Annotated in this window: 28 protein-coding genes; 15 read left to right on the top strand and 13 right to left on the bottom strand. The window is 39.8% G+C overall.

Features of this window, described 5'->3' with window-relative positions; translation table 11 throughout:
• Positions 1–33: 33 nt before the first annotated feature.
• From accA to PVK70_RS03680, 5 genes are all read left to right on the top strand, one after another.
• Entirely contained in the window at positions 34–993 is a 960-nt protein-coding gene (accA, locus tag PVK70_RS03700; RefSeq protein WP_130047697.1) for an acetyl-CoA carboxylase carboxyl transferase subunit alpha, read from the top strand.
• Between the two features lie 73 nt (positions 994–1,066).
• Positions 1,067–2,416: a tRNA lysidine(34) synthetase TilS gene (gene tilS, locus PVK70_RS03695; protein WP_130047696.1), complete on the top strand. Its 1,350-nt coding sequence runs from the start codon at positions 1,067–1,069 to the stop codon at positions 2,414–2,416.
• A gap of 51 nt (positions 2,417–2,467) precedes the next feature.
• Positions 2,468–2,779, top strand: a complete 312-nt coding sequence (locus PVK70_RS03690; RefSeq protein ID WP_130047695.1) for a c-type cytochrome — start codon at positions 2,468–2,470, stop codon at positions 2,777–2,779.
• Positions 2,780–2,856: 77 nt separating this feature from the next.
• The gene (glnB, locus tag PVK70_RS03685; RefSeq protein ID WP_060991646.1) at positions 2,857–3,195 is read left to right on the top strand and encodes a nitrogen regulatory protein P-II; all 339 of its coding nucleotides are present in this window, start codon (positions 2,857–2,859) and stop codon (positions 3,193–3,195) included.
• An 86-nt stretch (positions 3,196–3,281) separates the two neighbouring features.
• Positions 3,282–4,148 carry an endonuclease/exonuclease/phosphatase family protein gene (locus PVK70_RS03680; RefSeq protein WP_130047694.1) on the top strand — a complete coding sequence of 289 codons (867 nt, stop codon included), beginning with the start codon at positions 3,282–3,284 and terminating at the stop codon, positions 4,146–4,148.
• Here PVK70_RS03680 and PVK70_RS03675 read toward each other — a convergent pair.
• From PVK70_RS03675 to gloB, 3 genes are all read right to left on the bottom strand, one after another.
• Entirely contained in the window at positions 4,129–4,821 is a 693-nt protein-coding gene (locus PVK70_RS03675) for a YIP1 family protein (RefSeq protein WP_130047693.1), read from the bottom strand. The genes PVK70_RS03680 and PVK70_RS03675 overlap by 20 nt on opposite strands.
• Entirely contained in the window at positions 4,818–6,383 is a 1,566-nt protein-coding gene (locus PVK70_RS03670) for a lytic transglycosylase (RefSeq protein ID WP_130047692.1), read from the bottom strand. The genes PVK70_RS03675 and PVK70_RS03670 overlap by 4 nt, the downstream gene beginning before the upstream one ends.
• Before the next feature lie 111 nt (positions 6,384–6,494).
• Positions 6,495–7,253, bottom strand: coding sequence for a hydroxyacylglutathione hydrolase (gloB, locus tag PVK70_RS03665; protein WP_130047691.1), 759 nt, complete (start codon positions 7,251–7,253; stop codon positions 6,495–6,497).
• A gap of 51 nt (positions 7,254–7,304) precedes the next feature.
• On the opposite strand from gloB, the gene PVK70_RS03660 reads away from it, so the two are divergent.
• Positions 7,305–8,045 (top strand): methyltransferase domain-containing protein, encoded by a 741-nt coding sequence (locus tag PVK70_RS03660; protein WP_207215640.1) that lies wholly within the window; start codon positions 7,305–7,307, stop codon positions 8,043–8,045.
• Here PVK70_RS03660 and rnhA read toward each other — a convergent pair.
• A complete protein-coding gene (gene rnhA / locus PVK70_RS03655) occupies positions 8,042–8,515 on the bottom strand; it encodes a ribonuclease HI (protein WP_130047690.1) in 474 nt (157 codons plus the stop codon). The genes PVK70_RS03660 and rnhA overlap by 4 nt on opposite strands.
• Positions 8,516–8,552: 37 nt before the next feature.
• Between rnhA and dnaQ the strand changes: the two genes are divergently transcribed.
• From dnaQ to PVK70_RS03640, 3 genes are all read left to right on the top strand, one after another.
• On the top strand, positions 8,553–9,281 hold the full coding sequence (gene dnaQ / locus PVK70_RS03650; protein WP_130044060.1) for a DNA polymerase III subunit epsilon: 729 nt from the start codon (positions 8,553–8,555) through the stop codon (positions 9,279–9,281).
• A gap of 9 nt (positions 9,282–9,290) precedes the next feature.
• Entirely contained in the window at positions 9,291–10,553 is a 1,263-nt protein-coding gene (locus PVK70_RS03645) for a TIGR03503 family protein (protein ID WP_130047689.1), read from the top strand.
• A gap of 172 nt (positions 10,554–10,725) precedes the next feature.
• Positions 10,726–10,917: a hypothetical protein gene (locus PVK70_RS03640; protein ID WP_242504764.1), complete on the top strand. Its 192-nt coding sequence runs from the start codon at positions 10,726–10,728 to the stop codon at positions 10,915–10,917.
• Positions 10,918–10,989: 72 nt separating this feature from the next.
• Here the strand turns inward: PVK70_RS03640 and fadE are convergent, their stop codons facing one another.
• Entirely contained in the window at positions 10,990–13,437 is a 2,448-nt protein-coding gene (gene fadE / locus PVK70_RS03635) for an acyl-CoA dehydrogenase FadE (protein WP_130047687.1), read from the bottom strand.
• Positions 13,438–13,790: 353 nt separating this feature from the next.
• On the opposite strand from fadE, the gene lpcA reads away from it, so the two are divergent.
• Together lpcA and PVK70_RS03625 are read left to right on the top strand one after the other, a co-directional pair.
• Positions 13,791–14,372, top strand: a complete 582-nt coding sequence (gene lpcA / locus PVK70_RS03630; protein ID WP_045102705.1) for a D-sedoheptulose 7-phosphate isomerase — start codon at positions 13,791–13,793, stop codon at positions 14,370–14,372.
• A 73-nt stretch (positions 14,373–14,445) separates the two neighbouring features.
• On the top strand, positions 14,446–15,273 hold the full coding sequence (locus PVK70_RS03625) for a class II glutamine amidotransferase (RefSeq protein WP_130044064.1): 828 nt from the start codon (positions 14,446–14,448) through the stop codon (positions 15,271–15,273).
• 51 nt (positions 15,274–15,324) lie between these two features.
• On the opposite strand, the gene purN is transcribed toward PVK70_RS03625, so the two are convergent.
• Both purN and purM read right to left on the bottom strand, forming a co-directional pair.
• Positions 15,325–15,963: a phosphoribosylglycinamide formyltransferase gene (purN, locus tag PVK70_RS03620; RefSeq protein ID WP_207215637.1), complete on the bottom strand. Its 639-nt coding sequence runs from the start codon at positions 15,961–15,963 to the stop codon at positions 15,325–15,327.
• 133 nt (positions 15,964–16,096) lie between these two features.
• The gene (gene purM, locus PVK70_RS03615; protein WP_130044065.1) at positions 16,097–17,137 is read right to left on the bottom strand and encodes a phosphoribosylformylglycinamidine cyclo-ligase; all 1,041 of its coding nucleotides are present in this window, start codon (positions 17,135–17,137) and stop codon (positions 16,097–16,099) included.
• Between the two features lie 231 nt (positions 17,138–17,368).
• On the opposite strand from purM, the gene upp reads away from it, so the two are divergent.
• A complete protein-coding gene (upp, locus tag PVK70_RS03610) occupies positions 17,369–17,995 on the top strand; it encodes a uracil phosphoribosyltransferase (RefSeq protein ID WP_005420493.1) in 627 nt (208 codons plus the stop codon).
• Between the two features lie 77 nt (positions 17,996–18,072).
• Here upp and PVK70_RS03605 read toward each other — a convergent pair whose 3' ends face one another.
• Positions 18,073–19,323: a uracil-xanthine permease family protein gene (locus tag PVK70_RS03605; protein ID WP_130047686.1), complete on the bottom strand. Its 1,251-nt coding sequence runs from the start codon at positions 19,321–19,323 to the stop codon at positions 18,073–18,075.
• A 206-nt stretch (positions 19,324–19,529) separates the two neighbouring features.
• On the opposite strand from PVK70_RS03605, the gene PVK70_RS03600 reads away from it, so the two are divergent.
• Positions 19,530–20,681: a DUF2066 domain-containing protein gene (locus PVK70_RS03600; protein WP_130047685.1), complete on the top strand. Its 1,152-nt coding sequence runs from the start codon at positions 19,530–19,532 to the stop codon at positions 20,679–20,681.
• 78 nt (positions 20,682–20,759) lie between these two features.
• Here PVK70_RS03600 and PVK70_RS03595 read toward each other — a convergent pair whose 3' ends face one another.
• Genes PVK70_RS03595 through PVK70_RS03585 form a run of 3 tightly spaced genes read right to left on the bottom strand, consistent with a single transcriptional unit; the run spans position 20,760 to position 23,033 of the window.
• Positions 20,760–21,191 carry a DUF2069 domain-containing protein gene (locus tag PVK70_RS03595; protein ID WP_130044068.1) on the bottom strand — a complete coding sequence of 144 codons (432 nt, stop codon included), beginning with the start codon at positions 21,189–21,191 and terminating at the stop codon, positions 20,760–20,762.
• Positions 21,192–21,211: 20 nt separating this feature from the next.
• Positions 21,212–21,562, bottom strand: coding sequence for an arsenate reductase (glutaredoxin) (gene arsC / locus PVK70_RS03590; protein ID WP_130047684.1), 351 nt, complete (start codon positions 21,560–21,562; stop codon positions 21,212–21,214).
• A 16-nt stretch (positions 21,563–21,578) separates the two neighbouring features.
• Positions 21,579–23,033: a beta-barrel assembly-enhancing protease gene (locus tag PVK70_RS03585; protein WP_130047683.1), complete on the bottom strand. Its 1,455-nt coding sequence runs from the start codon at positions 23,031–23,033 to the stop codon at positions 21,579–21,581.
• 163 nt (positions 23,034–23,196) lie between these two features.
• Here PVK70_RS03585 and PVK70_RS03580 point away from each other — a divergent pair, with 163 nt between their 5' ends.
• Together PVK70_RS03580 and PVK70_RS03575 are read left to right on the top strand one after the other, a co-directional pair.
• Positions 23,197–23,418, top strand: coding sequence for a sulfurtransferase TusA family protein (locus tag PVK70_RS03580; RefSeq protein WP_130047682.1), 222 nt, complete (start codon positions 23,197–23,199; stop codon positions 23,416–23,418).
• A gap of 8 nt (positions 23,419–23,426) precedes the next feature.
• A complete protein-coding gene (locus tag PVK70_RS03575) occupies positions 23,427–24,497 on the top strand; it encodes an AI-2E family transporter (RefSeq protein WP_130047681.1) in 1,071 nt (356 codons plus the stop codon).
• 98 nt (positions 24,498–24,595) lie between these two features.
• Here PVK70_RS03575 and bcp read toward each other — a convergent pair whose 3' ends face one another.
• Positions 24,596–25,063: a thioredoxin-dependent thiol peroxidase gene (bcp, locus tag PVK70_RS03570; RefSeq protein WP_165367149.1), complete on the bottom strand. Its 468-nt coding sequence runs from the start codon at positions 25,061–25,063 to the stop codon at positions 24,596–24,598.
• A 28-nt stretch (positions 25,064–25,091) separates the two neighbouring features.
• On the bottom strand, positions 25,092–25,622 hold the full coding sequence (locus PVK70_RS03565; protein ID WP_130047679.1) for a glycine cleavage system protein R: 531 nt from the start codon (positions 25,620–25,622) through the stop codon (positions 25,092–25,094).
• Positions 25,623–25,694: the final 72 nt, after the last annotated feature.

Here is a 25,694-nt window from a genome sequence, read left to right as displayed (position 1 = left end):
TTTGAGTAGCCTAGAACTAACAAGGATTCTTTAATGAGCCTAAATTTTCTTGAATTTGAAAAACCAATTGCAGAACTAGAAGCTAAGATTGAAGCGCTGCGTGATATTTCTCGTCGTGGTGGAGATAATACGCTTGATCTAGAAAAAGAAATTAAGCAATTAGAAGATAAATGTTTAGAGCTTAAAAAGAAAACATTTAGTGACCTAGGTGCATGGGAAGTTGCTCAACTTGCTCGTCATCCAGAGCGCCCATATGTATTAGATTACATCGAACATATGTTTACCGAGTTTGATGAATTAGCTGGCGATCGTGCTTTTGCTGATGATAAAGCGCTTGTCGGTGGTATTGCTCGTTTAGACGGTCGCCCAGTGATGGTTATTGGTCATCAAAAAGGTCGTGGAACAAAAGAAAAAGTATTACGCAATTTCGGTATGCCAAAACCAGAAGGCTACCGTAAAGCAAAACGCCTAATGCAAATGGCAGAGCGTTTTAAAATGCCTATCATTACTTTCATTGATACCGCTGGTGCTTATCCAGGTGTTGGCGCGGAAGAGCGTGGCCAATCTGAAGCGATTGCAATGAACTTAAAAATCATGTCTGAGCTAAGCGTTCCTGTTATTTGTAACGTGGTTGGTGAAGGTGGTTCAGGTGGAGCACTAGCAATTGGTGTGGGTGATTACGTGAACATGCTCCAGTATTCTACTTACTCTGTAATTTCTCCAGAAGGTTGTGCTTCAATCTTATGGCGTGATTCAGATAAAGCGCCACAAGCTGCTGAAGCGATGGGTCTTGTAGCTCCTCGTCTAAAAGAGTTAGAGTTGATTGATACGATTATCGATGAACCACTAGGCGGCGCGCACCGCGATCATAAAGCAACTGCTGCAAATATTAAGGCACGTTTGATTGAACAATTGAATGAGCTTGAAGGTTTTGACGCAGAAGCTCTGCTTGATCGTCGTTACCAACGCTTAATGAGTTACGGTTACTGCTGATAATTTTTGTCAGATAGAGTAAAGTGAAAGCGAGCCTGAGTGCTCGCTTTTTTATTATCTGGATATACTGTTTATGCTTTATTCTCAATTCTCATCTCAGTTAGCTTCTTATCCTGTCGCTACACCACATCTTGTTGTTGCCTTAAGTGGTGGTATTGATTCTATGGTACTTCTTCGGTTGGCGTCTATTTATGCTAAAGATAAGCAATTAGAATGCATTGCCGTCCATGTTAATCATGGTTTAAGTCAGCATGCATTTGATTGGGAAACCGTATGCCAAGCGCATTGTGATTCTTTATCAATCCCATTAAATATTGAGCGGGTTCAACTTGTTGTGAGCGCTCAAGATAGTTTGGAAGAGGTAGCAAGAAAAGCACGCTATAAAGCATTAGATAAGCATATGCAGGCCAATAGCTTATTACTTACGGGTCAACATCAAGATGACCAAGCCGAAACCTTTTTTTTGGCACTAAAAAGAGGCAGTGGACCGGCTGGATTATCCTCTATGCCATCAATTACGCCTTTATCTCAAGGTTATAAGTGTCGGCCATTACTTTCTGTTTCTCGAACTGAGATTGAGCAGTACGCACAAGAAAACCAACTTGAATGGGTTGAAGATGAAAGTAATAACGATACGCGGTTCGACCGTAATTTTTTACGTCATGATGTTGTGCCTAATTTAGTCCAACGTTGGCCAAGTTTTACTTCTGCGGTATCCCGTAGTGCTCAGTTGTGTGCCGAGCAAGAAAGTCTGCTAAATGAATTACTTTCCCCAAAGCTGGTAGAGTTTCAAAATGCGTATCAAGGTATTTATATTTTACGATTGATCCATGAATCGCCATTAGCTCGTAATATGTTATTAAGATTATGGTTAAAGCAGTTTGCTATTCCTTTGCCAAGCCAAGTACAACTTGGTGTGCTATGGAATGAAGTGGCGCAAGCAAAAGAAGATGCGAACCCTACATTAGCACTTGGCTCTGTTCAACTTAGACGCTCCCAAGGTTATTTATACTGTTTGCCTCATTATGAAGAACTGTCTGAGTGGAGAAGTGAGCTAAAGGATAAGTTACTACTACCAGACGCCCTTGGGAAACTGACCTTGTTACCAGTAGTGACAGAGGATAAAGCCGCTACCATTACTTCTTCAAATCAAGAGGCTTTGTTATTAAGAGCACCTTCAGAAAACGAGAAAGTTGAAGTACGTTTTAATGTGGTAGGTTTAACGCCTCATCCTGAAGCTCGTCAGCACAGTCGAAAAATGAAAAAGTTATATCAAGAGTATGAAGTACCCAGTTGGCAAAGAACTCGAATGCCAATGGTTTTTTATAATGATGAACTGGCTGCTGTTGCGGGCTTATTTGTTTGTCAAAAATTTTCAGGCGAAGAATGTGAGCTACACTGGCATAAAACTGAATTTGAATAGACATTGATAACTAACTTGGCAAAATAACCAAAAATAATAAGGAGCAATGGAATGAAAAAAATAATTGGATTGGCGTTTGTCGCTTTATTTGCATCAGCACCAACACTAGCGGCAGGGGATGCGGCAGCAGGGAAGGCAAAATCGGCGATATGTGCTTCTTGTCATGGCGCTGATGGTATTGCGGTTATTCCAGGTTATCCAAACCTGAAAGGTCAAAATGCTCAATATATTGAATCTTCATTGAAAGCGTATAAAAATAAGCAACGAAGTGGTGGTAATTCAGCAGTAATGCAACCAATGGCAGCAATGCTAAATGATGCAGATATGGCGAATTTAGCGGCGTATTACTCGACAATGAAGTAATGTAATTCCTTGGTTGTATGTTAGCTTTGGCTCAAGGATAATAGGTGGATACTATTTATTAATGTTAAGGGACTAATATGAAAAAGATCGAAGCCATTATTAAGCCATTTAAACTTGATGATGTGCGTGAAAGCCTTGCTGATGTCGGAATTACAGGTATGACTGTCTCTGAAGTTAAAGGTTTTGGTCGTCAAAAAGGTCATACAGAGTTGTACCGTGGCGCTGAATATATGGTTGATTTTTTACCTAAAGTGAAATTAGAAATCGTAGTGACTGATGACGTGGTTGATCAGTGTGTTGATGCGATTATTGAAACGGCGCAAACAGGTAAAATTGGTGATGGTAAAATCTTTATCACAGATGTGAGTCGAGTTATTCGTATCCGTACAGGTGAAGAAGACGAAGACGCAATTTAATACCCACATAAACATGAGTATCTGCTAATCTAGTTAGCATTATTACTATTTAAGGAAGGAGTGATGATTCACTCCTTTTTTTGTTTATGAAAATGAAAACCCGCTTATTATCATGTGCTGCGATTGCTGTTGGTTTAACGTTGACGGCAAAGGCATTTATTTTCACTGTACCTACAGATCCTGAATTTATTGAGATCTCCTCAACACCAGAGCAAGTTGTTCCTCAATATAAATCCGGTTGTGCTCAGTTTGATGTTTCTGCACCGATTGACCGTAATGGTCAATTGAATGTATTGGTGTGGAATATTTATAAACAACAGAAAGTGGATTGGGAAAAAGCATTAAAGGCATTATCTGAACCATCAGATTTAGTGTTGTTGCAAGAAGCCAGTCTAACGCCTGAGCTAAAGCAATTTGTGATTGATAGATCCTACTCAGCAGAATTAGTGCGTGCCTTTGATGTGTTTGATACTAGCGCAGGTGTATTAACGTTAGCAAAATCGCCGGCAACCAAAGTGTGTGCGCATACCGCAATAGAGCCTTGGCTTCGCTTGCCTAAATCGGCGCTGCTGTCTGAATATAGACTTTCGAATGGTGAAAACTTGATGGTTGTTAATCTTCATGCGATTAACTTTACCTTAGGTACTGAAGACTATAAAAAACAAATAGAGTCGCTCTCTAAGGAGGTCGAAGAACAGCAAGGTCCTTTAATTGTTGCAGGTGATTTTAATTCTTGGAGTGATGCAAGGTTAAGTGAATTAACCCAGCAAACTGAACGGTTGAATTTAAAAGAAGTGATCTTTACACCAGATGAAAGAATGCGTTTTATTACAGGCTTACCGTTAGACCATATTTTTTATCGTGGATTAAAAGTAAAAGAAGCGCACTCAATAAAGAGCAACGCTTCTGATCATAACCCTTTACAGGTAAGTTTTAGCCTGAAAACGCCGTAACAAAGCCCCACAATGTAAAGCAGCTAACCCAAGGTAGAATGGCAATGATAAGTGCCTTTGAGCGCTCTAAGTCTGTCCATGCGCCTAAAGCAGCATAGCTTAGCGCAATATACCAAGGCATTAGTAGTGGGAAAGAACTCGCATAAGCAGACCAGTGATCTGTCATTGGCAACTTCATTAAGCCATTTAAGCTGTTTAAATCGGCAGCGTAAGGCATGATATTCGCGTGATTAAGCAATAGGCTAGCGTAACTTGCGATATCACCAATTAATGCAGGGAACATCACAATGGTGCTGCCTGCTACCCATTTGAAGTAACCGTGCTGATATTGGCTCTGTTTTGTTGCCAGTTTGAACCACAATGCTAATAGCAGAATAGTCGCAGTTCGGCCCATAACATCGTTAATCACTTCGCCGGCCAGTAATATCTCTTTAGTTAACCATTCAGGTTGAACTTGCCCACCAATACTTTCTATTTGGGCGGTTAAGTTAGTGGTTACCCATTCGAAATTCACTAAATCGAAATAGGTTCCCCAAAACATGAATGGTGCGAAGACCAATAAAATATAAGGTAGCCATGCCCATTTGCCACGCTCGTATAGCGCGGCAAAACAGTCAGCAGGTGAGCGGAATATATCGACCAATAAGATCAATGGATTTGAAGACGGTGTCATACGTTTACCTTAGTAACATCAACGTAAAGTTTTAATTTTTGACCTGGCTTAATGTAAGAGCCTCGTTCGATGTTATTCCATTTCATAATATCTGTCACAGAGACACTGAATTTCTGTGCGATAGAGCTTAGGTTATCCCCTTGTCTGATTTGATAATGCACAGTTCGGATGATTGCGCCATCAGAGCTGTTTTTCCAAATCACTAAGTTCTGACCTACGCGTAATGAATCTTTTGGTGCCATGCCATTCCATTTTGCTAAATCACGGTATGAAATTGAGTTATCACGCGCGATGCTCCATAAGCTTTCACTGTCTTTTACTTTATGACTTAGTTTATATTTACCTTTGGCTTTTGCTTGTGTTTTCTTTAAGCGCTGAGGTGCACTTAATGCATAAGTTTTATTGCCTTGAGAAGCGGTTGGAATAAGTAAGTGTTGCCCAACACGAATACTAGAACCATTCAAATCATTGGTTTGTTCTATGATTTTTGTTGTTGTGTTGTGTTTTACTGCAAGCTGACTAATCGTATCACCAGGTTGTACTTTATAGCGTACAACTTTCATGGTTTTATCACCATTCTTCTTTAGGTTCGCATTAAATTGCGCTACATTTTCAATAGGTAGCAATAGGTGGTATGGGCCATCTGGAGAGGTTGCCCATTGGTTATAAGCTGGGTTATAACCTTGCAATTCGGTAATTGAAATACCAGCAAATTCTGCAGCAATGGCAAGATCTAATTGTTGCTTAGGATCAACCATTTCTAAAACAGGTTTGTTTGGAATAGGTAGCAGCTCTACGCCATATTTCTCATGGTTTTTAATGATATCTGCTAATGCTAATAGTTTTGGAACATAGCCACTGGTTTCTTTTGGTAAATCTAATGAGAAGAAATCGGTTGGTTTGCCTAATCTTTTATTTTTCTTAATGGCTCTTGATACGCGGCCTGCACCACTATTGTATGACGCGATAGATTGCTGCCAGTTACCATCAAAGCGACTGTCAAAATATTCCATATAGTCTAAAGCTGCGTTTGTGGCTGCTGGTACATCACGACGACCGTCATACCACCAATTACGTTCTAGCTTAAAGCGATCGGCAGTTCCGGGTACAAACTGCCATAAACCGGCCGCACTGCCGTGAGAATACGCAAATGGGTCAAACGAACTTTCAACTACAGGAAGCAAAACAAGCTCCATAGGTAAGTCACGTTTTTCAATTTCAACCGTGATCATATACAAGAAGGGCTTTGCTCGCTTTGCAACGGTACGCAAATGACTTGGGTGCTTGATGTACCAATTACGGTAATAATCAATCGATTCATGCTTTGGAATAGGCATGTCTAATTGCATAGCAATGCGTTGCCAAACATCTTCTTGTTCTTGTGGTGTTGGTGCTGGCTTCTCAACGGGTGTTGTTTTTACTGGTGTAGTATCTGGTTTTGAAGGCGCAACTATCGATGATGAAGTTCCTGAGGTGTTGTCAGTTTGATTTTCTTCAGGTGAGGGTACAGTTTGACAGCCTGCAAGTAATGCCAATCCAATCCAGTGGAGTTTAAATTTCATTGTGTATTGCCTTCAGTGTGTTGCGCCAACCTCTTTGACGAGATTGGCATTCATATTTTTTATTTGGAGACGGATAATACGTTGCAACCACACTTCAAACAAGTTTCCTACTTAAAACTCATCTTTCCATCTTCTTAATGCGGCAAAGGTCTCAACTTCTGTATTGTCGTTAACCTTGTTTGCTACGGCGTGTTTAACCGCAGGTTCATTGGTTCTTAAGAAGGGATTGATTAGCTTCTCACGTTGAAGTGTTGATGGAAGTGTCGACTTACCATGAGCTCTAAGTCGCAATACTTTTTCTCTGTATTGCTGTAGGTAATCATTATCTGGCTCAACAGCAAGGGCAAAAGCTAAGTTTGATGCAGTGTATTCATGAGCACAATACACTTCAGTTTCATCGGGTAGGGCAGCTAATTTTTGTAGTGAATTAAACATTTGCTCTGCGGTTCCTTCAAATAATCGTCCGCAGCCAGCAGAGAATAAGGTATCACCACAAAATAGTTTTTCATCACCGATATAAGCTATATGCCCTTTAGTGTGGCCTTCAACACCAAGTACCATGAACTTTTCATCAAATATTTCAACAAAGTCACCGTCGCTAACTGGGTGTGTTAATGTCGGAATCGGTTCATGTTCAGGGCCAACAACATTAACGCTTGGAAATTGTCGGACAAGTTCAGGTACACCACCAATATGGTCATGGTGGTGGTGAGTAATTAAAATAGCATCTAAAATAAAGCCATCAGCGTTGATTACTTCTAAAACAGGGGCTGCATCACCTGGGTCAACTACAACACAGTGATTATCATTGTTGTGAATTAACCAAATGTAATTATCATTAAATGCAGGTATGCTTTTGATAGTTAGCATTAACCTTTCTCCAAATTCGATGTCATAAAATAGTTATAGGTAACGATATTGATTAAGCCAGCACTGCTTGATAAAAAAATTGAGAAACCACATTCATGGTCAGATATTCCTCACGGTACATGGATAAGTGAGTTGATTCAGTCTCGTCTTGATGAATGGTGTCCGAAACTGTTTGGCTATCATATGCTTAAAATTGGTGGTTTGAGTGCTGAACTCGAGAGTCGCTTTTGTAATATTAAACACCAAGTAAACCTAGATAACAAAAATTCATTACGAAATATTACGTCTGATTTACCTCAACTTCCTTTTTTAGAAAAAAGTATTGATGCTTGCGTGCTTGCTCATCAGCTTGATTATTCATCAGATCCTCATCAATTATTGAGAGAGGTTGATCGGGTATTAATTAATGATGGCTATGTTATTTTAACTGGGTTTAACCCAATGAGTGCGATAGGGCTTGCTAGCTTATTCCCATGGAGAAAAAATAACCTACCGTGGAGTGGGCGAATGTTTACACCACATCGAATCAAAGATTGGCTTAGTGTGTTAAATTTTGAAGTAGTCTACAGTGACTGTTTTGCATTAGCGCCTTTAACTCGCTATCGCACAATATGGACTTGGTTTGAAAATTTAGGTGGGGATTCTGTTAAACCAATCAGTGGTATCTATTTTATCGTAGCAAGAAAGCGTACCTATCCATTGCGACCGATTAAATCTGCTTGGAAAAAGAAGCCGAAATTGGCTCCTATTTCAGTTGCTCAAACACATCAGAGTAAAGTTAAGTCAGATTAGCCAGGATAACCCGCATCATCTTTAGTCGGGTTTTCTGCTGCTGTTCTTGCTAGTTCATCACACATTTCATTTTCACGATGACCAGCGTGACCCTTAACCCAGCGCCAATCTATAGTGTGGCGCTCTGCTTCCGCATCTAATTGCTTCCAAAGATCTGCATTAACAACCGGTTTCTTATCCGCTTTTTTCCATCCACGTTTTTTCCAACCGTGAATCCATTGTGTGATCCCTTGGCGAACGTATTGGCTGTCTGTAGTTAGTACGACAGAGCATGGCTCTTTTAGATTACGTAGAGCAACCACGGCAGCAAGCATTTCCATACGATTATTAGTCGTTTGATTAAACCCCTCAGAAAACGTTTTTTCTGTACCTTTATAGCGCATTACAATACCGTATCCACCTGGACCTGGGTTACCTAAACAAGAACCATCTGTGAAAATTTCAACCTGCTTCATTATCTCTGTTATCATTAGAAGAATTTAGAAATAGTCTGACACAAATGAGCCTATGAATACTAGCGACAATTCCCCGAATCGAATTATTGTTCTCGATACAGAAACCACAGGTATGAATTTTTCCGGTGGCCCAGTTTATGAAGGTCACCGTATTGTTGAGATTGGTGCAGTCGAGATCATCAATCGAAAATTAACCGGTAATCACTTTCATGTATACATTAAGCCTGATCGATTAATTGATCTTGAGGCAATTGATGTTCATGGTATTACTGATGAGTTTTTGTATGACAAACCAGAATATAAAGATATTCATGATGAATTTTTAGCCTTCATAAAAGGTGCGGAGCTGGTTGCTCATAACGCGCCCTTTGATGTTGGCTTCATGGATTATGAATTCAGTAAATTAAACAAGCTTATCGGTACTACGGATCAGTATTGTAAGATTACCGATACCTTGGCCATGGCGAAGAAAATCTTCCCAGGTAAGCGTAATAACCTTGATATTCTTTGTGAGCGCTATGGAATTGATAACTCACATCGTACGCTTCACGGCGCTTTACTCGATGCCGAAATTCTAGCTGATGTTTACTTATTAATGACGGGTGGACAAACAAGCTTGAGTTTTAATGCTGGTAATCAATCCGATTCCTCAGAAGAAAGCATTAAAAGATTGAATTCAGGAAGAAAAGGATTAAAGGTTTTGCATGCTACGGCCGATGAAATAGAAGCGCATGAAAAGCGCTTAGATATCGTTGGTGATGCCTGTTTGTGGCGTAGTTAGGAGTGTAATATGTGGCGGTTATTGATCATTGTACTGTTTTTCCCAATGCTTTCTTGGGCAAAGAGTACTGAAATGTCGTGGCTGGATAACCGTTTTCGTGTTGATCCAACCATAAAGCAAGTCTCTTTTTTAGTTTATAGAGAAAAAGCATCACAAGCCGTAACGATCGTTCGTCCAGATGGCACTAAATACTACGCATGGGAACACCCAGAGCATGTAGCTTGGTATGAAGAAAATGGCATGGATATTATCTCTATCGAAAATCCAATGCCGGGGCCTTGGCAGGCGATAGGTAAGATCACACTTAAAAATAAAGTTAAGATATTATCTAACCTTACTTTGAATGTAGATTCGTTACCTAAAAAGCTATATCAATCAGAAAGTTTGAAGTTTACAGCCAGATTATTACAAGATGGTAAGCCATTAGTATTACGAGATTTTTTAAATCGTATCAAACTCAATGTGACGTTTACTCCTTATCTTGCCAATGAAAAAGAATTGGTGAAAGAAGCACGTCCATTAGCTGAAGTTCTAGGGACTTTTGAAGATGATGGACAAGATCTTGATGAAGTCGCAGCAGATGGCGTATTTACGGTAAATCTGCCTATTAATGTTAAACCTGGAAAATACTGGGTTCGAATTCAATCTCGCAATGGTGTATTTCTACGTACAGTAGAGCAAGACGTATTAGTTTACCCTGCGCCGATTCGGGCGAGTTTTACCCAAGCTCGTAATCAAAGCCTTTCTCACTCTATGAGTGTTGATACCGAAGGTGGCGTTATTAAGAGCGGCTCACTTGCGGCTCATATTGAGCAAATCGACCCAAATAAAGTGGTAACGATTACTCAATCTCAAGCTGAAAAAGAGGAGAGTAAACTGTATTTCGATTTACCTAATAGTTATCTTCCTGGCAAAAATACGTGGTCAGGATGGGTGTATGCCACCGATCTCGCGACTTCTCGTCCGCTTCAGTTTTATCTTGGTAAACACAACTATGGCGTTACTGAACCTATCGATTTAAAAGCAGCGTATGAAGCAAGACTGAAAGAAGAAGCTGCTCAGCGTAAGATTGAAGAACAGAAAAAACTAGAAGAAGATCGTGCAGAGGCGCGTAAGTGGTTTTGGATTTATATTGGGGTTGGTAACTTACTTATCATTGTTCTTATTTTTGGCGGTATTTTTGGTTGGAAAAAAATAAAATCAATTAAAGAGAAAAAAGCGGCAGCACCTAAGTCAGAAAAATTGTCGATGCCACCGCCGCCTAAAGTTTAAATTGCAGTATTAAATATAAGCAAAATCAATATAAGGCCGCAAAAATGCGGCTTTTTTATCGATTCTTTATTTTGTTACATTTTTTAATTAGATAACGTTTGCTTTTTTATAACATTTGTAATTTATATTTCGATTAAATATAATCCGCTCAATTATTGATAGGGGAACTATTTTGGATAAGTATAAGGTAACGTTAGAAGCGGCTTTTAAAGATCAATTAATAAAAAATAATAAAGTTACACTGAGTAATTTAATTGGTTGTGGCCTGCTAGGTGTTGATAACAACAGCGTTGATTATTTATCCATTGAAGAGATTATTTACTTAAAGTTAGTTGTTAACTTGAATAGTTCACTTACAGCTTAAAATTAAAATAGGTTAAAATAAAAAGGCCAGAGTAGTGACTCTGGCCTTTTGCTATCTATTAAGGTCAATCTATTACGCTATTTTACTGTGCTCAAATTCATTCGTTTGAGGTTTTACAATAAGTTCGCTTGGATCAAAGTCTTCAACACTAATTGTTGCTAAACGACTTTTCTCGGCTTTACGTAGTAAAAGCGCCTCTTTATCCGAGATAATGTTTAGTTCTAAACCGACTTTAGCAACACGGTCTAACTGCATAAATGGTAGGCGTTGTTTTGATTCTTTACATACTCGGTCATAAATGGGCTCAGCAGTTAAGATATCAATTAATGCTTCTTCCATTTTTCCTACTGGATTAAATCGGCTTGCTTCCAAGAATAACCCGCGACCAATTCGGCTACGTGCACCTGATGGTTCTTGAAGAATACGAGCCAGTTTATGGTCTAGTTTGTCACTTGGACGCTGACGACGTAACCCAGTCGGTAATAGGATAAAACGCATTGCACCTGCAACAAATCGGTTAGGGAAGTTAGACAGCAGCCCATCAATTGCTTGCTCTGCTTGGTGTAGTGAATCTTGAACACTCCAATGAACTAACGCTAAATCTTCTTTTTGACGGCCTTCATCATCAAAGCGTTTTAATGTTGATGTCGTTAAATAAAGTTGACTCAATACATCACCGAGACGAGCAGACATACGCTCACGACGTTTTAAACTACCACCTAGTACAGCCATTGAAATGTCTGATAATAAGGCAAGGTTAGTACTGTAGCGGTTTACTTGTTGATAATAACGCTTTGTTTCATCACTAAATGGGGCTTTAGAACCACGACCATCAGTTAAACCAAACCACAGTGAGCGAACAAAGTTGCTGATACCAAAACCAATATGGCCAAATACGGCAGCATCAAATTTTTCAAGAGAAGCTTGTTTATCTTCTAAATAAGCCGCACCCATTTCTTCGAGTACGTAAGGGTGACAGCGAATCGCGCCCTGACCATAAATGATCATTGAACGAGTCAGAATATTTGCACCTTCAACCGTAATTGCAATTGGAGATCCTTGGTAACCTCGAGCCAAAAAGTTTGAGTTACCTAAACAAATCCCTTTACCGCCAGCAATGTCCATTCCATCAATGGCAATACGTTGTGCACGATGAGTACAGTGGTATTTTACAATTGCAGAGATAACCGATGGTTTTTCACCTTGAACGATACCAGCTACCGTTAGGTTACTTGCAGCATCCATCATGTAAGCGTTACCCGCCATACGTGCCAATGGCTCTTCAATCCCTTCCATTTTACCAATCGGTAGTTTGAACTGACGACGAATTCGCGCATAAGCACCTGTTGCAAGGGCTGCTGTTTTTGCACCACCTGTTGCGTTTGATGGTAGCGTAATACCGCGGCCAACTGACAAGCATTCCACCAGCATACGCCAACCATGTCCTGCCATTTTTTCACCACCGATAATGTAATCCAATGGAACAAACAGATCATTACCTTGGGTTGGACCATTTTGGAATGGCACATTAAGAGGGAAATGACGACGACCAATCTTCACGCCTTCTAAATTTGTAGGGATAAGCGCACAGGTAATACCAAGGTTCTTTTTATTCCCTAATAAACCATCAGGATCTTGAAGCTTAAATGCTAGGCCTAATACCGTAGCTACAGGCGCAAGCGTGATGTAACGCTTATTCCAAGTAATGCGCATGCCGACAACTTCTTTGCCTTCCCACATTCCTTTGGTTACGATGCCAAAATCAGGAATAGATCCCGCATCAGAGCCCGCTTCAGGACTTGTTAACGCAAAACATGGGATCTCTTTGCCTTCAGCCAAGCGAGGTAAGTAATGGTTTTTCTGATCTTCTGTACCATAGTGTTGCAGTAGTTCTCCTGGCCCTAATGAGTTAGGCACACCAACGGTAATAGAAAGTACACCAGAGACACTGGTCAATTTTTGTAATACACAAGACTGTGCATACGCAGAAAACTCTAAACCGCCGTATTTTTTCTTAATGATCATGGCGAAGAACTTATGGTCTTTCAGATACTGCCAAACTTCAGGAGGTAAGTCGGCAAGTTCATGTGTTACTTCATAGTCGTTTACCATGCGACACACTTCAGTTACAGGACCATCCATAAAGGCTTGTTCTTCAGCTGATAAGGTATTTTTGGGAATATTATGTAGAAATTTCCAATCAGGGTTACCTTTAAATAGCTCAGCTTCCCACCAAACAGTTCCTGCTTCAATCGCATCTTTTTCCGTTTGTGACATTTCAGGCATTACGCCTTTAAACATAGCCAATGCTTTATTACTGAAGAGGGATTGCCTTATTGAAGGAATATTTAATGGTACCGAAATAGCTAAGAAAACAGCCCATGTAATAGGGCCGGCGTAACCTAGCCCTGAACTGACGGCAAGGATCCCTGCGGTTACTAAGGTTGCAGTTCGCAAAGATTGTCGATGGTAACTTAATGCAGCAAGTGCGATTACAGTTGCTAATAGTGTCAGGGCCATGTGATTCTCCTTTTCCGGCGCTGCTCTGTTTGTAGGAACAGAGGTGATTACGATACTCGGTCGTAATGTTATTGTTGGAATACTATCTGATAAGAGGTCTAACCAGTTAAGGTAAGTGTAGTGCTAATGTTAATAAAAAGTAAATAACAATAATGGTCAAAAAGTGATCCAGCTTGAGTAATTAATAAACAATCTGTTTTTTTCACTGCTTGATATCTAATTTTTTTAGAGAAATAGGGAGGAATTTATAGGCGAGTAGAAGAAATATAGGGAGGATCTCTTTTAAAGATTTCGTGGGATAGGTACACTGAGAACAACCCCAAATTAGGGAACATAATAAAAGAGAGTATCCTATGTCTTATCAAGATCTGATCCGTTCTGAATTAACAGAAGCCGCTCAAGTACTGAATGACTTTTTAGCTGATGATAAAAACCTTGCTCAAATTGAGTTAGCTGCCAAAACCATTGCCGATTCATTTAAACAAGGCGGTAAAGTATTGTCTTGTGGTAACGGTGGCTCTCACTGTGATGCAATGCATTTTGCTGAAGAGTTAACAGGGCGTTACCGTGAAAATCGTCCAGGTTACCCAGGGATTGCGATTTCAGATCCAAGCCATTTATCGTGTGTGAGTAATGATTTTGGTTATGACCATGTTTTTTCTCGCTACACTCAAGCAGTAGGCTCTAAAGGCGATGTTTTATTTGGTTTATCGACGTCAGGCAATTCAGGTAATATCTTAAAAGCCATCGAAGCGGCTAAAGAAAAAGGCATGAAAACCATTGCGCTTACTGGCAAAGATGGCGGAAAAATGGCTGGTTTAGCCGATGTGGAAATTCGCGTTCCTCACTTTGGCTATGCGGATCGTATCCAAGAAATCCACATTAAAATTATCCATATCGTGATTCAATTAATTGAAAAAGAAATGGAAAAATAATTCATCGAAAGCCAATGTCGAGCTTATAACTGTTTGATGTTGGCTTGATTGCGAATAAAGGAGTAGCGCAAATATGTGTGAATTACTCGGAATGAGTGCAAACGTACCAACCGATATTTGTTTTAGTTTTAAAGGTTTAGTTCAGCGTGGTGGCAATACCGGCCCGCATCGTGACGGTTGGGGAATTACTTTTTATGAAGGGAAAGGATTTCGCACATTTAAAGACCCAAAACCAAGCTGCCATTCAAAGATAGCGAAACTTGTTCAAGATTACCCTATCAAAAGTAAAGCGGTTATCAGTCATATTCGACAAGCAAATCGCGGTGACGTTAACCTAGAAAATACACACCCTTTTACGCGAGAGTTATGGGGGAAGTATTGGACGTTTGCTCATAATGGTCAGTTGACTGGGTTTGATGAGTTGTCGACAGGACGTTTTCGACCTGTGGGTGAAACAGACAGTGAGCGTGCTTTTTGCTGGTTATTAAATCAGTTAGAGGATAAATACCCAGAGCCGCCGCAAGATATGATGCTAATGTTTGAGTTTGTCTCTGAGTGCTGCGATCACCTTCGAGGATTAGGCGTATTTAATATGCTTTTGAGCGACGGTGAGTATTTAATGACTTATTGCTCGAATAACTTACATTGGATCACAAGACGTGCACCTTTTGGCCAAGCGTCCTTGATTGATGAAGATGTCACAATTGATTTTCATAAAGAAACGACCCCAAATGATGTGGTTTCTGTCGTTGTAACTCGTCCATTAACAGATAATGAAGAGTGGCACAAAATGAAAGTTGGCGAGTACGCGTTGTTTCATTTTGGAGAATTGATTGCAGGCAATCACGATACGGTACCAGAAATGGCGCCACCACCATCGGAATGCCCAATTAATGCGTAAACGTTATATAAAAAATACCATTGATAGATAATATCGATGGGCATTTTTATATTATTCTGTCTCTAATCCTGACGGTCCCAATACGTTCCCATCTAAGACAGCTTTACCATCTTGCATTATCAATCGTTCTTCAACTAACCACTTAGCCACCATTGGGTAGATTACATGCTCTTGAGCTTGTACGCGTGATGCCACCTCTTCTGCAGTATCATTTTCAAAGATTGGCACTTTCGCTTGTAGTATGACAGGGCCACCATCTAACTCAGGAGTAACAAAATGAACACTGGTGCCATGTTCTTTATCACCAGCATCAATTGCGCGTTGATGAGTGTGTAGCCCAGTGTATTTTGGTAAAAGAGAAGGGTGAATGTTCAGCATTTTCCCTTGATAGCGAAGCACAAAATCTTCACTTAAAATACGCATAAAACCGGCAAGAATAATCACATCAGGCTGATGAAGATCGATAAGAGTCGCTAAGGCTTGATCGTACTTCTCGCGATTCTCGTATCCTTTTGCACTTAATGAGTGAACATTAATACCAGCATTAATGGCTCTTTGTAATCCAAAAGCATCGCTTTTATTTGAAATGACGGCGCTAATATGAGCGTTTGGAATGTTGCCACCACAAGCATCGATAAATGCTTGTAGGTTGCTTCCACTTCCTGAGACTAATACAACAATATTTTTCATTATAATTATCTTATTCTGTTTAATATTAATATCGACCATTCGAGCACAAATGGCAGATATAAAAAAGGTGATCGAATAATTGATCACCTTTTATTTTTTGTTTATGAACGAGTTCAAAGTTTGTTGAAATCGATTAGCGGATCTCTACTTGCTCTTCGCCTTGTTCAGCTGCGGCAACTTCACCAATTACCCAAGCGTTTTCGCCTTCAGCATTCAGTAGAGCAACAGCTTGTTCTGCTTGATCTTTTGGAAGCGCGATAACCAGTCCAACACCACAGTTAAAGGTACGGTACATTTCGTAAGTATCAACGTTCCCTTTTTCTTGTAGCCAGTTGAAGATTGCAGGCCATTCCCAGCTGTTGCCATTAACAACGGCTTTTGTTCCTTTTGGAAGTACGCGTGGAATATTCTCCCAGAAACCACCACCGGTAATATGAGAGATGGCATGAATATCATGCTCAGCAATCATTTTTAGTGCTGATTTAATGTAGATTTTTGTTGGTTCGATTAGGTGAGCGGCAATAGTTTTACCATTCAGTTCTTCGTTAAGATCGGCATTTGATACTTCAAGGATCTTACGAATTAATGAGTAACCATTTGAGTGTGGACCGCTTGATCCTACTGCGATTAGAGCATCACCAGCCGCTACTTTTGTGCCGTCGATAACGTCTTCTTTTTCAACAACACCAACACAGAATCCAGCAACATCGTAATCTTCGCCTTCATACATGCCTGGCATTTCAGCGGTTTCGCCACCGATTAATGCACAACCTGCTTGAATACAGCCTTCACCGATACCGGTGACTACTTCAGCTGCTACATCAATATCAAGTTTACCTGTTGCATAATAATCAAGGAAGAACAGTGGTTCTGCACCTTGAACAATCAGGTCATTAACACACATAGCAACTAAGTCGATACCGATAGTATCATGCTTGTTTAAATCTAATGCTAAACGCAACTTAGTACCAACACCGTCAGTACCAGAAACAAGAAGAGGTTGCTTGTATTTAGTCGGAAGTTCACATAACGCACCAAAACCACCAATGCCGCCCATTACTTCTGGGCGACGAGTGCGTTTCACTACGCCTTTAATTCGATCAACAAGTGCATTACCAGCATCAATGTCTACGCCAGCATCTTTGTAGCTAAGAGAAGTTTTGTTGTCGCTCACGGAGGTGTCCTCGCCATAGGTTGGATTTCAAAAATCCGCGCCATTCTAACAGCACAATGTAAAAAGGGAAACGTTTGCGTAAGGAAAATTGCATAAATTTTGTAATAAAAAATAATAAGTTCGGTAAATGCTTTTACGAGGTATAAAATATTTTCTTATAACGTCATTTTTCAATTCAAAATTATGTATAATTAGAAGGTTTGATTAATGTATCAGTATCTGGAGTCAGAAATGAAAGTTGTTGAAGTAAAACATCCGCTAATAAAACACAAAATTGGTTTAATGCGTGAAGGCGAAATCAGCACTAAGCGTTTTCGTGAATTAGCAACAGAAGTAGGTAGCCTACTAACGTATGAAGCAACATCAGATTTTGAAACAGAAAAAGTAACTATCAATGGCTGGAATGGCCCTGTTGAAGTTGACCAAATTAAAGGCAAAAAAGTAACAGTAGTACCAATTCTTCGTGCAGGTCTTGGCATGATGGATGGTGTTTTAGAGCACATTCCAAGCGCACGTATCAGTGTTGTAGGTATCTACCGTGATGAAGAAACATTAGAACCAGTACCGTACTTTAATAAATTGGCTTCTAACATCGATGAGCGTATTGCTCTTGTTGTCGACCCAATGTTAGCAACTGGCGGTTCTATGATTGCTACGCTAGATCTTTTAAAAGAGAAAGGTTGTAAGCACTTTAAAGTTCTTGTACTTGTTGCTGCTCCAGAAGGTATTGAAGCGCTAGAAAAAGCACACCCAGACGTAGAGCTTTACACTGCGGCTATCGATGAAAAGCTAAATGATAAAGGTTACATCGTACCTGGTCTTGGCGATGCTGGTGATAAGATCTTCGGTACTAAATAATTTAGTTTAGAAACTAGAAATGAAGAATTAAAAAAAGGCTTGATGAATTAATCATCAAGCCTTTTCTTTACCTAGAATTATTTATCTTCTTCCATTTGTGCGTTATCAACAACATGGCTTTCGCCTAAATCATTAGGAAGAATTAAATTAAGCGCAATCGCAACGATACCACACAGACTTACGCCTTGAAGGTTAAAGTCACCAATACCTACCGCCATACCACCGATACCAAACACAAGCGTTACACCAACAATGGTAAGATTGCGTGCTTTATGCAGGTCGACTTGGTTTTTAATAAGAGTATTTAAACCAACAGTAGCAATCGAGCCAAACAGTAAAATCATAATCCCGCCCATAACGGGTACTGGAATAGTTTGGAGCATTGCGCCTAATTTACCAACCAGAGCAAGAACAATGGCACATACCGCCGCCCACGTCATTATTACTGGATTAAACGCTTTAGTTAGCATAACCGCACCAGTTACTTCACTGTAAGTTGTATTTGGTGGAGCACCAATTAATGATGCGGCCATTGTTGCTACGCCATCACCAGTGATTGTGCGATGTAATCCTGGTTTTTTAAGATAATCTTTTCCGGTTACATTTGAGATAGCTAACATATCACCAACGTGTTCAACGGCTGGTGCAATTGCTACCGGGATCATGAACAGAATGGCATTAATATTAAATTCAGGAAACGTGAAATTAGGCAGTGCAAACCAAGCGGCTTGATGAACTGGAGTGAAATCGACTACGCCAAAAATAAGACTTAAAGAATAACCAACAATAATGCCAGAGAGGATTGGCAGCAGTTTGAAAAAACCTTTAGAGAAAACACTCACTGCAATAGTGGTAAATAATGAAGCCGCCGCAATCCAGAAAGCAAGTTGCCCATCAACTAATTGAAATGCACCATCGCCCGTTTTACCTAAAGCCATATTTACAGCTGTTGGCGCAAGCCCTAAACCAATAACCATGATGACCGGACCAACAACCACTGGAGGCAGTAATTTATGAATAAAAGCAACGCCTCTCACTTTAATCACGGCGCCTAAAATGACATAAACAAATCCAGCAACCATTAAGCCACCCATAGTCGCAGGAATGCCCCATGTTTGGGTGCCATAAATAATTGGAGCGATAAAGGCAAAGGAGGAGGCAAGGAAGATAGGGACAGATCGACGAGTAACTAATTGGAAGAGAAGGGTACCAACACCAGCACCGAACAGAGCAACATTAGGGTCTAAGCCAGTAAGAAGGGGAACAAGAACGAGTGCACCAAATGCAACGAACAGCATTTGAAAACCTTGGAACAAATTGTATAGCATTTCCATTTCCAGTAATGAATTTGAGGGATTCTATCACTATTCCATTAATAAATATCTTGATTTAGCTCGTGAAAAAATAAAACTTTTCTGCCTTGTATCACTCTAATAGCTTGAAAGTTAGATCTGAGTCAATTCGAATCCTTGCTGAATAAGGGGATAGCCCTTATTATCAGCAGTAAATTATAAAAGTAATTATAGGTTGTTTGATGTTACGTATTTTGTGTTTATTAATTTGTATGATTACAGGGCCTGTTTTTGCTCAACAGCAAAACGATCTCTATCATACAGAAGTGCAATTAACAGGAGCAGAAAAAGCAGAAAGTATTGCTAAACAAGATGGTTTAGTTAATGTTCTGATCAAAGTGTCAGGAAAAACTGATATTGCTCAAAATGAAGTAATAAAGAAAGCGCTAACACAGAGTGATCGCTATGTAACACAAATGAGTTTTGTTGAATACGATGACGCACCTCGAGCAATGAAGTTAGGCTATAACTCAAAGATGGTGTTGAGCTTATTAACTCAAGCAGAGCAAAGTATTTGGGAAACACCGCGTAAATCAGTCTTGGTTTGGGTGGTGAATGAATATAATTACCAAAGAAGCATTATTTGGGAACAGTCAAACAACAGCCTAATTACGCGAATTAAAGATGCCGCGAATGAGAGAGGCTTACCTGTCATGTTCCCTGTTGGGGATTTTGACGATGTAACTTCAATCGAGATCCCTGATTTATGGGGTAACTTTAAAAAACCAATTGCAGATGCGAGTGAGCGTTATAACCCACAAGCCATATTGGTGGTAAAAGTGCGTGGCAATAGTTCAACATGGACTTTATTTGATACAACGCCTCAATATTTAGTTACTGCATCAAAAAAACCGATTGAAGGTCGTGTATCTGGCTCTGTTCAATTGGCTGATATGGTTAATGAGGTGAGTGATTACTTTGCTAAAACCTACACTAAAAACTTAGGGGCAGTGGCGAGTGATTCAGAAACGGTTTCTATTCAAGGCATTCACACAACACGTGCTTTTTTCAGTATTGAGAAGCAATTAAAGCAAATGAATTCAGTGGCAAGTGTGCAAGTAAATACCATTCAAGGGGACAAAGTGACCTATACATTAAGCTTGTTGGGGGATTACCAACAGTTTAATGATGAGCTTTTGAGTAAAAACGCTCGTATTTCACTTATTCCAGAAGAGCCTGTTGTAAATGATGGGACTGAAAAAAGTGCTATCACTGAGGGTGTTACTCAGAATGTAGCGCAAGAGGCTGATAAGTCAGTAGACAACGAGATCTCAGTTGAATCAGAAGAACCAATAAAACCTGTTGTCCATGAGTACCAACTCAGCGCAAGTTAATAGATTTGAACTATCGATAATTATAAATAAAAAAGGTGACTATATAATGTAGTCACCTTTTTTGTATTTGTAAGCTCACTATTTCTCGGTATATTTGGCTTTTTCTATTTTTTCGACTTCAGACAGACGTTTGAGTTTTAACCCTAATTCCTTGCCTCGTAAGCGAGCATAATAAATATTACCAACAAAAGCACCAGAGGTAATGATAACTTCAATTAAAGCGAGATAACGCTCTCCCTCATCAAGCCAAAGAATGGTTAAACCATGCAAGAAGTAAAACATTAAAATAAAGTTTGCCCATGCATGAGTATAAGGTTTCCCTTGGATAATCCCTTTAAGTGGAAAAAGCATTGGTATTATCCACGCTACCATAATGCCATAAGGGTTTATTAGTGGATGAGGTGAAAGGGTACTGTGCCAAAGTGCAACAAAACCTAACAGTGCTAAATTACAAAATAGTGCAAGAAAACGATAGCGCTTTGTTTCTGCGCTCATTTCAACTGAATCCATGTTAGCTTCCTGCTTCCTATCTATAAAATCTCTAGAACTTGCTCAGGCGGACGACCAATTTTTGCTTGATTACCATGAACGACTATTGGGCGTTCAATCAACTTTGGTGTTTGTACCATTGCTTCAAAAAGTTGCTCGTCGCTTACCGAGCTATCTTCTAGGTTTTGTTCTTTATATTCAGCTTCTTTTGTTCTCATCATGTCACGAACTGAAGTAAACCCTAGCTGAGAAAACAAGGTTTTTAATGTCGCTACACTTGGTGCTTCTTCTAAATATTTCACAATTTCAGGGGTAACGCCCTGTGCTTCTACGAGTGCTAACGTTTCACGGCTTTTTGAGCAACGAGGGTTATGATAAATAACAACAGACATACTATTTCCTTATTGATTATAAAGCGCTAAAACGCTCTCTTGATAGACGAAGCTGATCGATTCTTGCGTCGTATCTTGCTTGATCTAAACTTCCATACTCAACCAATTGGCTTGCTTGAGTATAATTACTTAATGCTTTATTCCACATTCCTTTAAGCGCGTAAACTTCAGCTCTTGCTGCTAATTCACCATCAGAGCTGCCATTATCATGATACGCCTTAGCTAATAATTGCCATCCCGTTGGATCGCTAGGATTATCGTGGGTGTAGCGCTGTAATACTCGAACGGCTTCTGCTGGTTTATTGGATTCAGAGAGGGCGTGAGCATAATTAATAGTTAACACCGCATTATTTGGCAGTTGAACTAACCCATTTTTTAGACGTGTAATGGCTTGTTCATTCTTTTTTGTGTACAGATCTAAGTCTGTTGCTGCATCAATATAAAACGTATTAAGGGGATCGTTCTTTAATAAGTTATCGATCAATGGCTGCGCTTTATCGTATTGCTTTGAATCGATATAAACTAACGCTTTACCATAATTTAGAGCATTTTTTATATCGACATTATGAGTTTTTGATTTACGAGAAAACCAATCAAGTGCGGCATTACTATCAATACCTGCAAAACGAGCCACAATGCGTGAGCGAGCCAGATGGTAACGCAGAGAAGTATTGACTCTACGCATTGGGTATTGTTGTGCTCTTTCTCGACTGTCAGTAATACGAGATGTCGGTAATGGGTGAGTTAACAGCATAGGTGGTGGTGTACTTGCGTAGCGGTATTGATCTGCTAAGCGAGAGAAAAAACGAGGCATAGCAGAGACATCAAACCCTGATTTTGCGAGCGTATCAATACCAAATCGGTCAGCTTCTTTTTCATTACTGCGGGTGTAGTTAATAGAGCTTTGCATTGTACCTGCAGTGGTTGCTGTAATCGCTGCAATACCTGCCTCTGGTGCTGCAATGGCTAATAATAATGAACCAACAAGTGCTGCCATTGTTGCAGGTGAACGTCTTGCTTGTTCTTCCATACTTCGAGCAAGGTGTCGTTGAGTAATGTGTGCGATTTCGTGAGCGACAACCGAGGCTAATTCACTTTCTGATTGTGCGTATAAAAATAAACCAGAGTGCAGAGCAACATAACCACCAAAGAAAGCGAAGGCGTTAATGTCTCTGTTATTAATCAGAAAGAAATGGAATGGGGTTTTTACATCACTGGCGTTAGCGACAAGGCGATGACCAAGATCTTGAACATATTCGGCTAAAACAGGATCATTAATCACAGGTTGGCTAGCTCTAAGCATACGCATGTAGGCATCACCGTAGATTAACTCTTGATCAATCGTCAGGGTTGAAGCCGCTGTTGTCCCTATATCAGGCAAGTCTAAATCGTTCTTTGCCATTGCAGAGAAAGGGCTCGTTAGTAATGAAGTGATCAGTAAACAACTGGCCAGTTTTTTTAGTTTGAACATGTCGTATTTACAAATCCTTTTTATAGCACTCAGTTATGTTTATTAAAGAGATAATAACTCAATATACAGCGAATAAGAGCACCAAAACTTAAATTGGTTTCTTTTTTGTAGAAATTATGTGATTTATACTTATTCAAATCCATCATATCTATAGAGATGAAGAATGGAAACCCGAACCTTAGATTTATCACAACAACGTTGCCCAATGTCGCTACTGTTGGCCAAGCGAGCAGCGCAACGCTTAGATAAAAATGGAAAATTAGAGATCAAAGTCGTCGACAAAACATCGTTAGCCGATATCATGAAGTATTTTGAGCTCAATGCATTTGCGATTAACGTAGAGCATGAAGCGTCATACGCATTTTTAACCGTCACTAGGAAGTAGAATATAATATGTTAGATATGGTAACAAAGTGGTATAAGCGCCGCTTTTCAGATCCACACGCGGTGAGCTTAGTTGCGATTCTTATTGTCGGCTTTATTACTATTTATTTCTTTGGTCACCTTATTGCCCCCCTGTTAGTTGCCATCGTGTTAGCGTATTTACTTGAATGGCCGGTAGTAAAATTGACTCGATTAGGGGTACCAAGAACACTTTCGGTTATTTTAGTGATCATTTTATTTATCAGTTTGATGTTGATGGCTGTTTTTGGTCTTGTACCGACTATTTGGACTCAAGTTGGGAACTTAATTAATGATCTTCCTTCGATGTTTAATGGTTTGCATAACTTCTTGTCTAGCTTACCTGAGCGCTATCCTGAGTTTATTCAACCTCAATCGATTGAAACCTTATTAGATACCATTCGTGACAAGGTCTTAGGGATGGGAGAGAGTTTAGTGAAAGGCTCATTATCTTCGTTAGTTAGCCTTGCTGCATTAGGTGTGTATTTGATTCTTGTGCCTTTGCTTGTGTTCTTCTTGCTAAAAGATAAAGACGAAATGGTAGCAACAATGAGCCATATCCTGCCTCAAAACCGCCGTTTAGCGACGAAAGTATGGGTAGAGATGAATGAACAGATAAGTAATTACATTCGCGGCAAAGTGGTTGAAATCATTATTGTCGGAGGCGTGAGTTACATTACGTTCTTTATTATGGATCTTCGATATGCATTGTTATTAGCTGTGATGGTTGGTTTTTCTGTATTGATTCCATATATTGGTGCAGCAGCAGTAACGGTGCCAATTGCAATTGTTGCTTTGTTTCAGTGGGGATTAACGCCAGATTTTTATTGGTTGGTATTCTCTTATGCGATTATTCAAGCGCTAGATGGTAACGTATTAGTGCCTGTTCTGTTCTCTGAAGCGGTCAACCTACACCCGGTTGCCATCATAGTGTCAGTATTAGTTTTTGGCGGTTTATGGGGTTTTTGGGGCGTGTTCTTCGCTATTCCACTTGCGACTCTAGTGAAAGCTGTATGGAAAGCATTACCTGCAACAGATGAGACATTTAATAAGCAGGCGTAATATGATCAATTGCGCTGGTAGTCTTTAAAATTAGAAAGGCGATGCTATGTTATGAGCATCGCCTTTTATAAATGATTCAACGGTTATTTCTCGTTTAATTATTTATTATTTAAATAGTCCAATACCACTTCATGGTGCGTTTTCGTTTTAAATTTATTGAATACATGTTCAATCACACCTTCTTCATTAATTAGAAAGCTAATACGGTGCAACCCATCGTAAACTTTCCCCATGAATTTTTTCTCGCCCCACACACCGAATGCGTCTGCTGCTGCATGGTCTTCATCTGATAATAAGGTGAAGTTTAAGCTGTCACGCTCAATGAATTTACCTAAGCGTTTCACAGGATCAATACTGACGCCTAGTGTTACGACATTATGCGCATCTAATTCTGCTTTAATATCACGTAGACCTTGAGCTTGAACCGTACAGCCAGGTGTCATCGCTTTAGGGTAAAAATAAAATAAGACTTTTTTGCCTTTTAAATCAGATAGAGAAATTGACTCTCCATCTTGATCAAAAAGTGATACGTCTGGTGCAGGAGAGCCTGCGTCTAATGGCGTGATCATGATATTTCCTTTTAGCTGTGTTTTTCTAATTGGTTTTATAAAAATTTATTTTCCCGCTGACGCCTAATGAGTCACAAAGTGCTTCAAATTGCTCTTGAATCTCAATGATGTGACATTCTTGAAAGATTTCAGCGGTGATTTGAATTTGAAACGTATTTTGGTTTTCGCCCTTTTTAAGCGTTTGAGCACTAAGCGTTTTTAAATCAATATCACGATTGGCTAAGAAATCTGTGAATTTTTCGGTTAATCCAGGACGATCTTCTGATTCAACAAAGGCATCAATAGTATAAAAAATATCTTTCTCTTGATGAGGTGATGTTCGCTTCATCATGGTGATTAAATCGTGCTGTTGCCCAAGTAAAGGCAAGGTATTTTCAATACGAGAAATCGCATTTGCAGTACCAGAGAGCAGCATGATAAGCGTAAATTCATTACCAAATGACGCTATACGGCTATCAACAATATTGCAGCTTGATTCGGTGACAAGACGAGTCACCTTATTAGAGATACCCGGTCTGTCTGTACCAACCGCGGTAATTACAAGGTACTGAGGCATAAAAAACTCGATATTGAAAAAGATACCCCATACTAACACGCAAGTGATTGTGTGATAAGCAAGCAATAGTAG

Origin of the sequence: Aliivibrio sp. A6 (assembly GCF_028765505.1) — a bacterium.
GTDB lineage: Bacteria > Pseudomonadota > Gammaproteobacteria > Enterobacterales > Vibrionaceae > Aliivibrio > Aliivibrio finisterrensis_A.
Note: the sequence above shows the minus strand (reverse complement) of the source record. Positions and strands in the feature narration are given on the sequence as shown.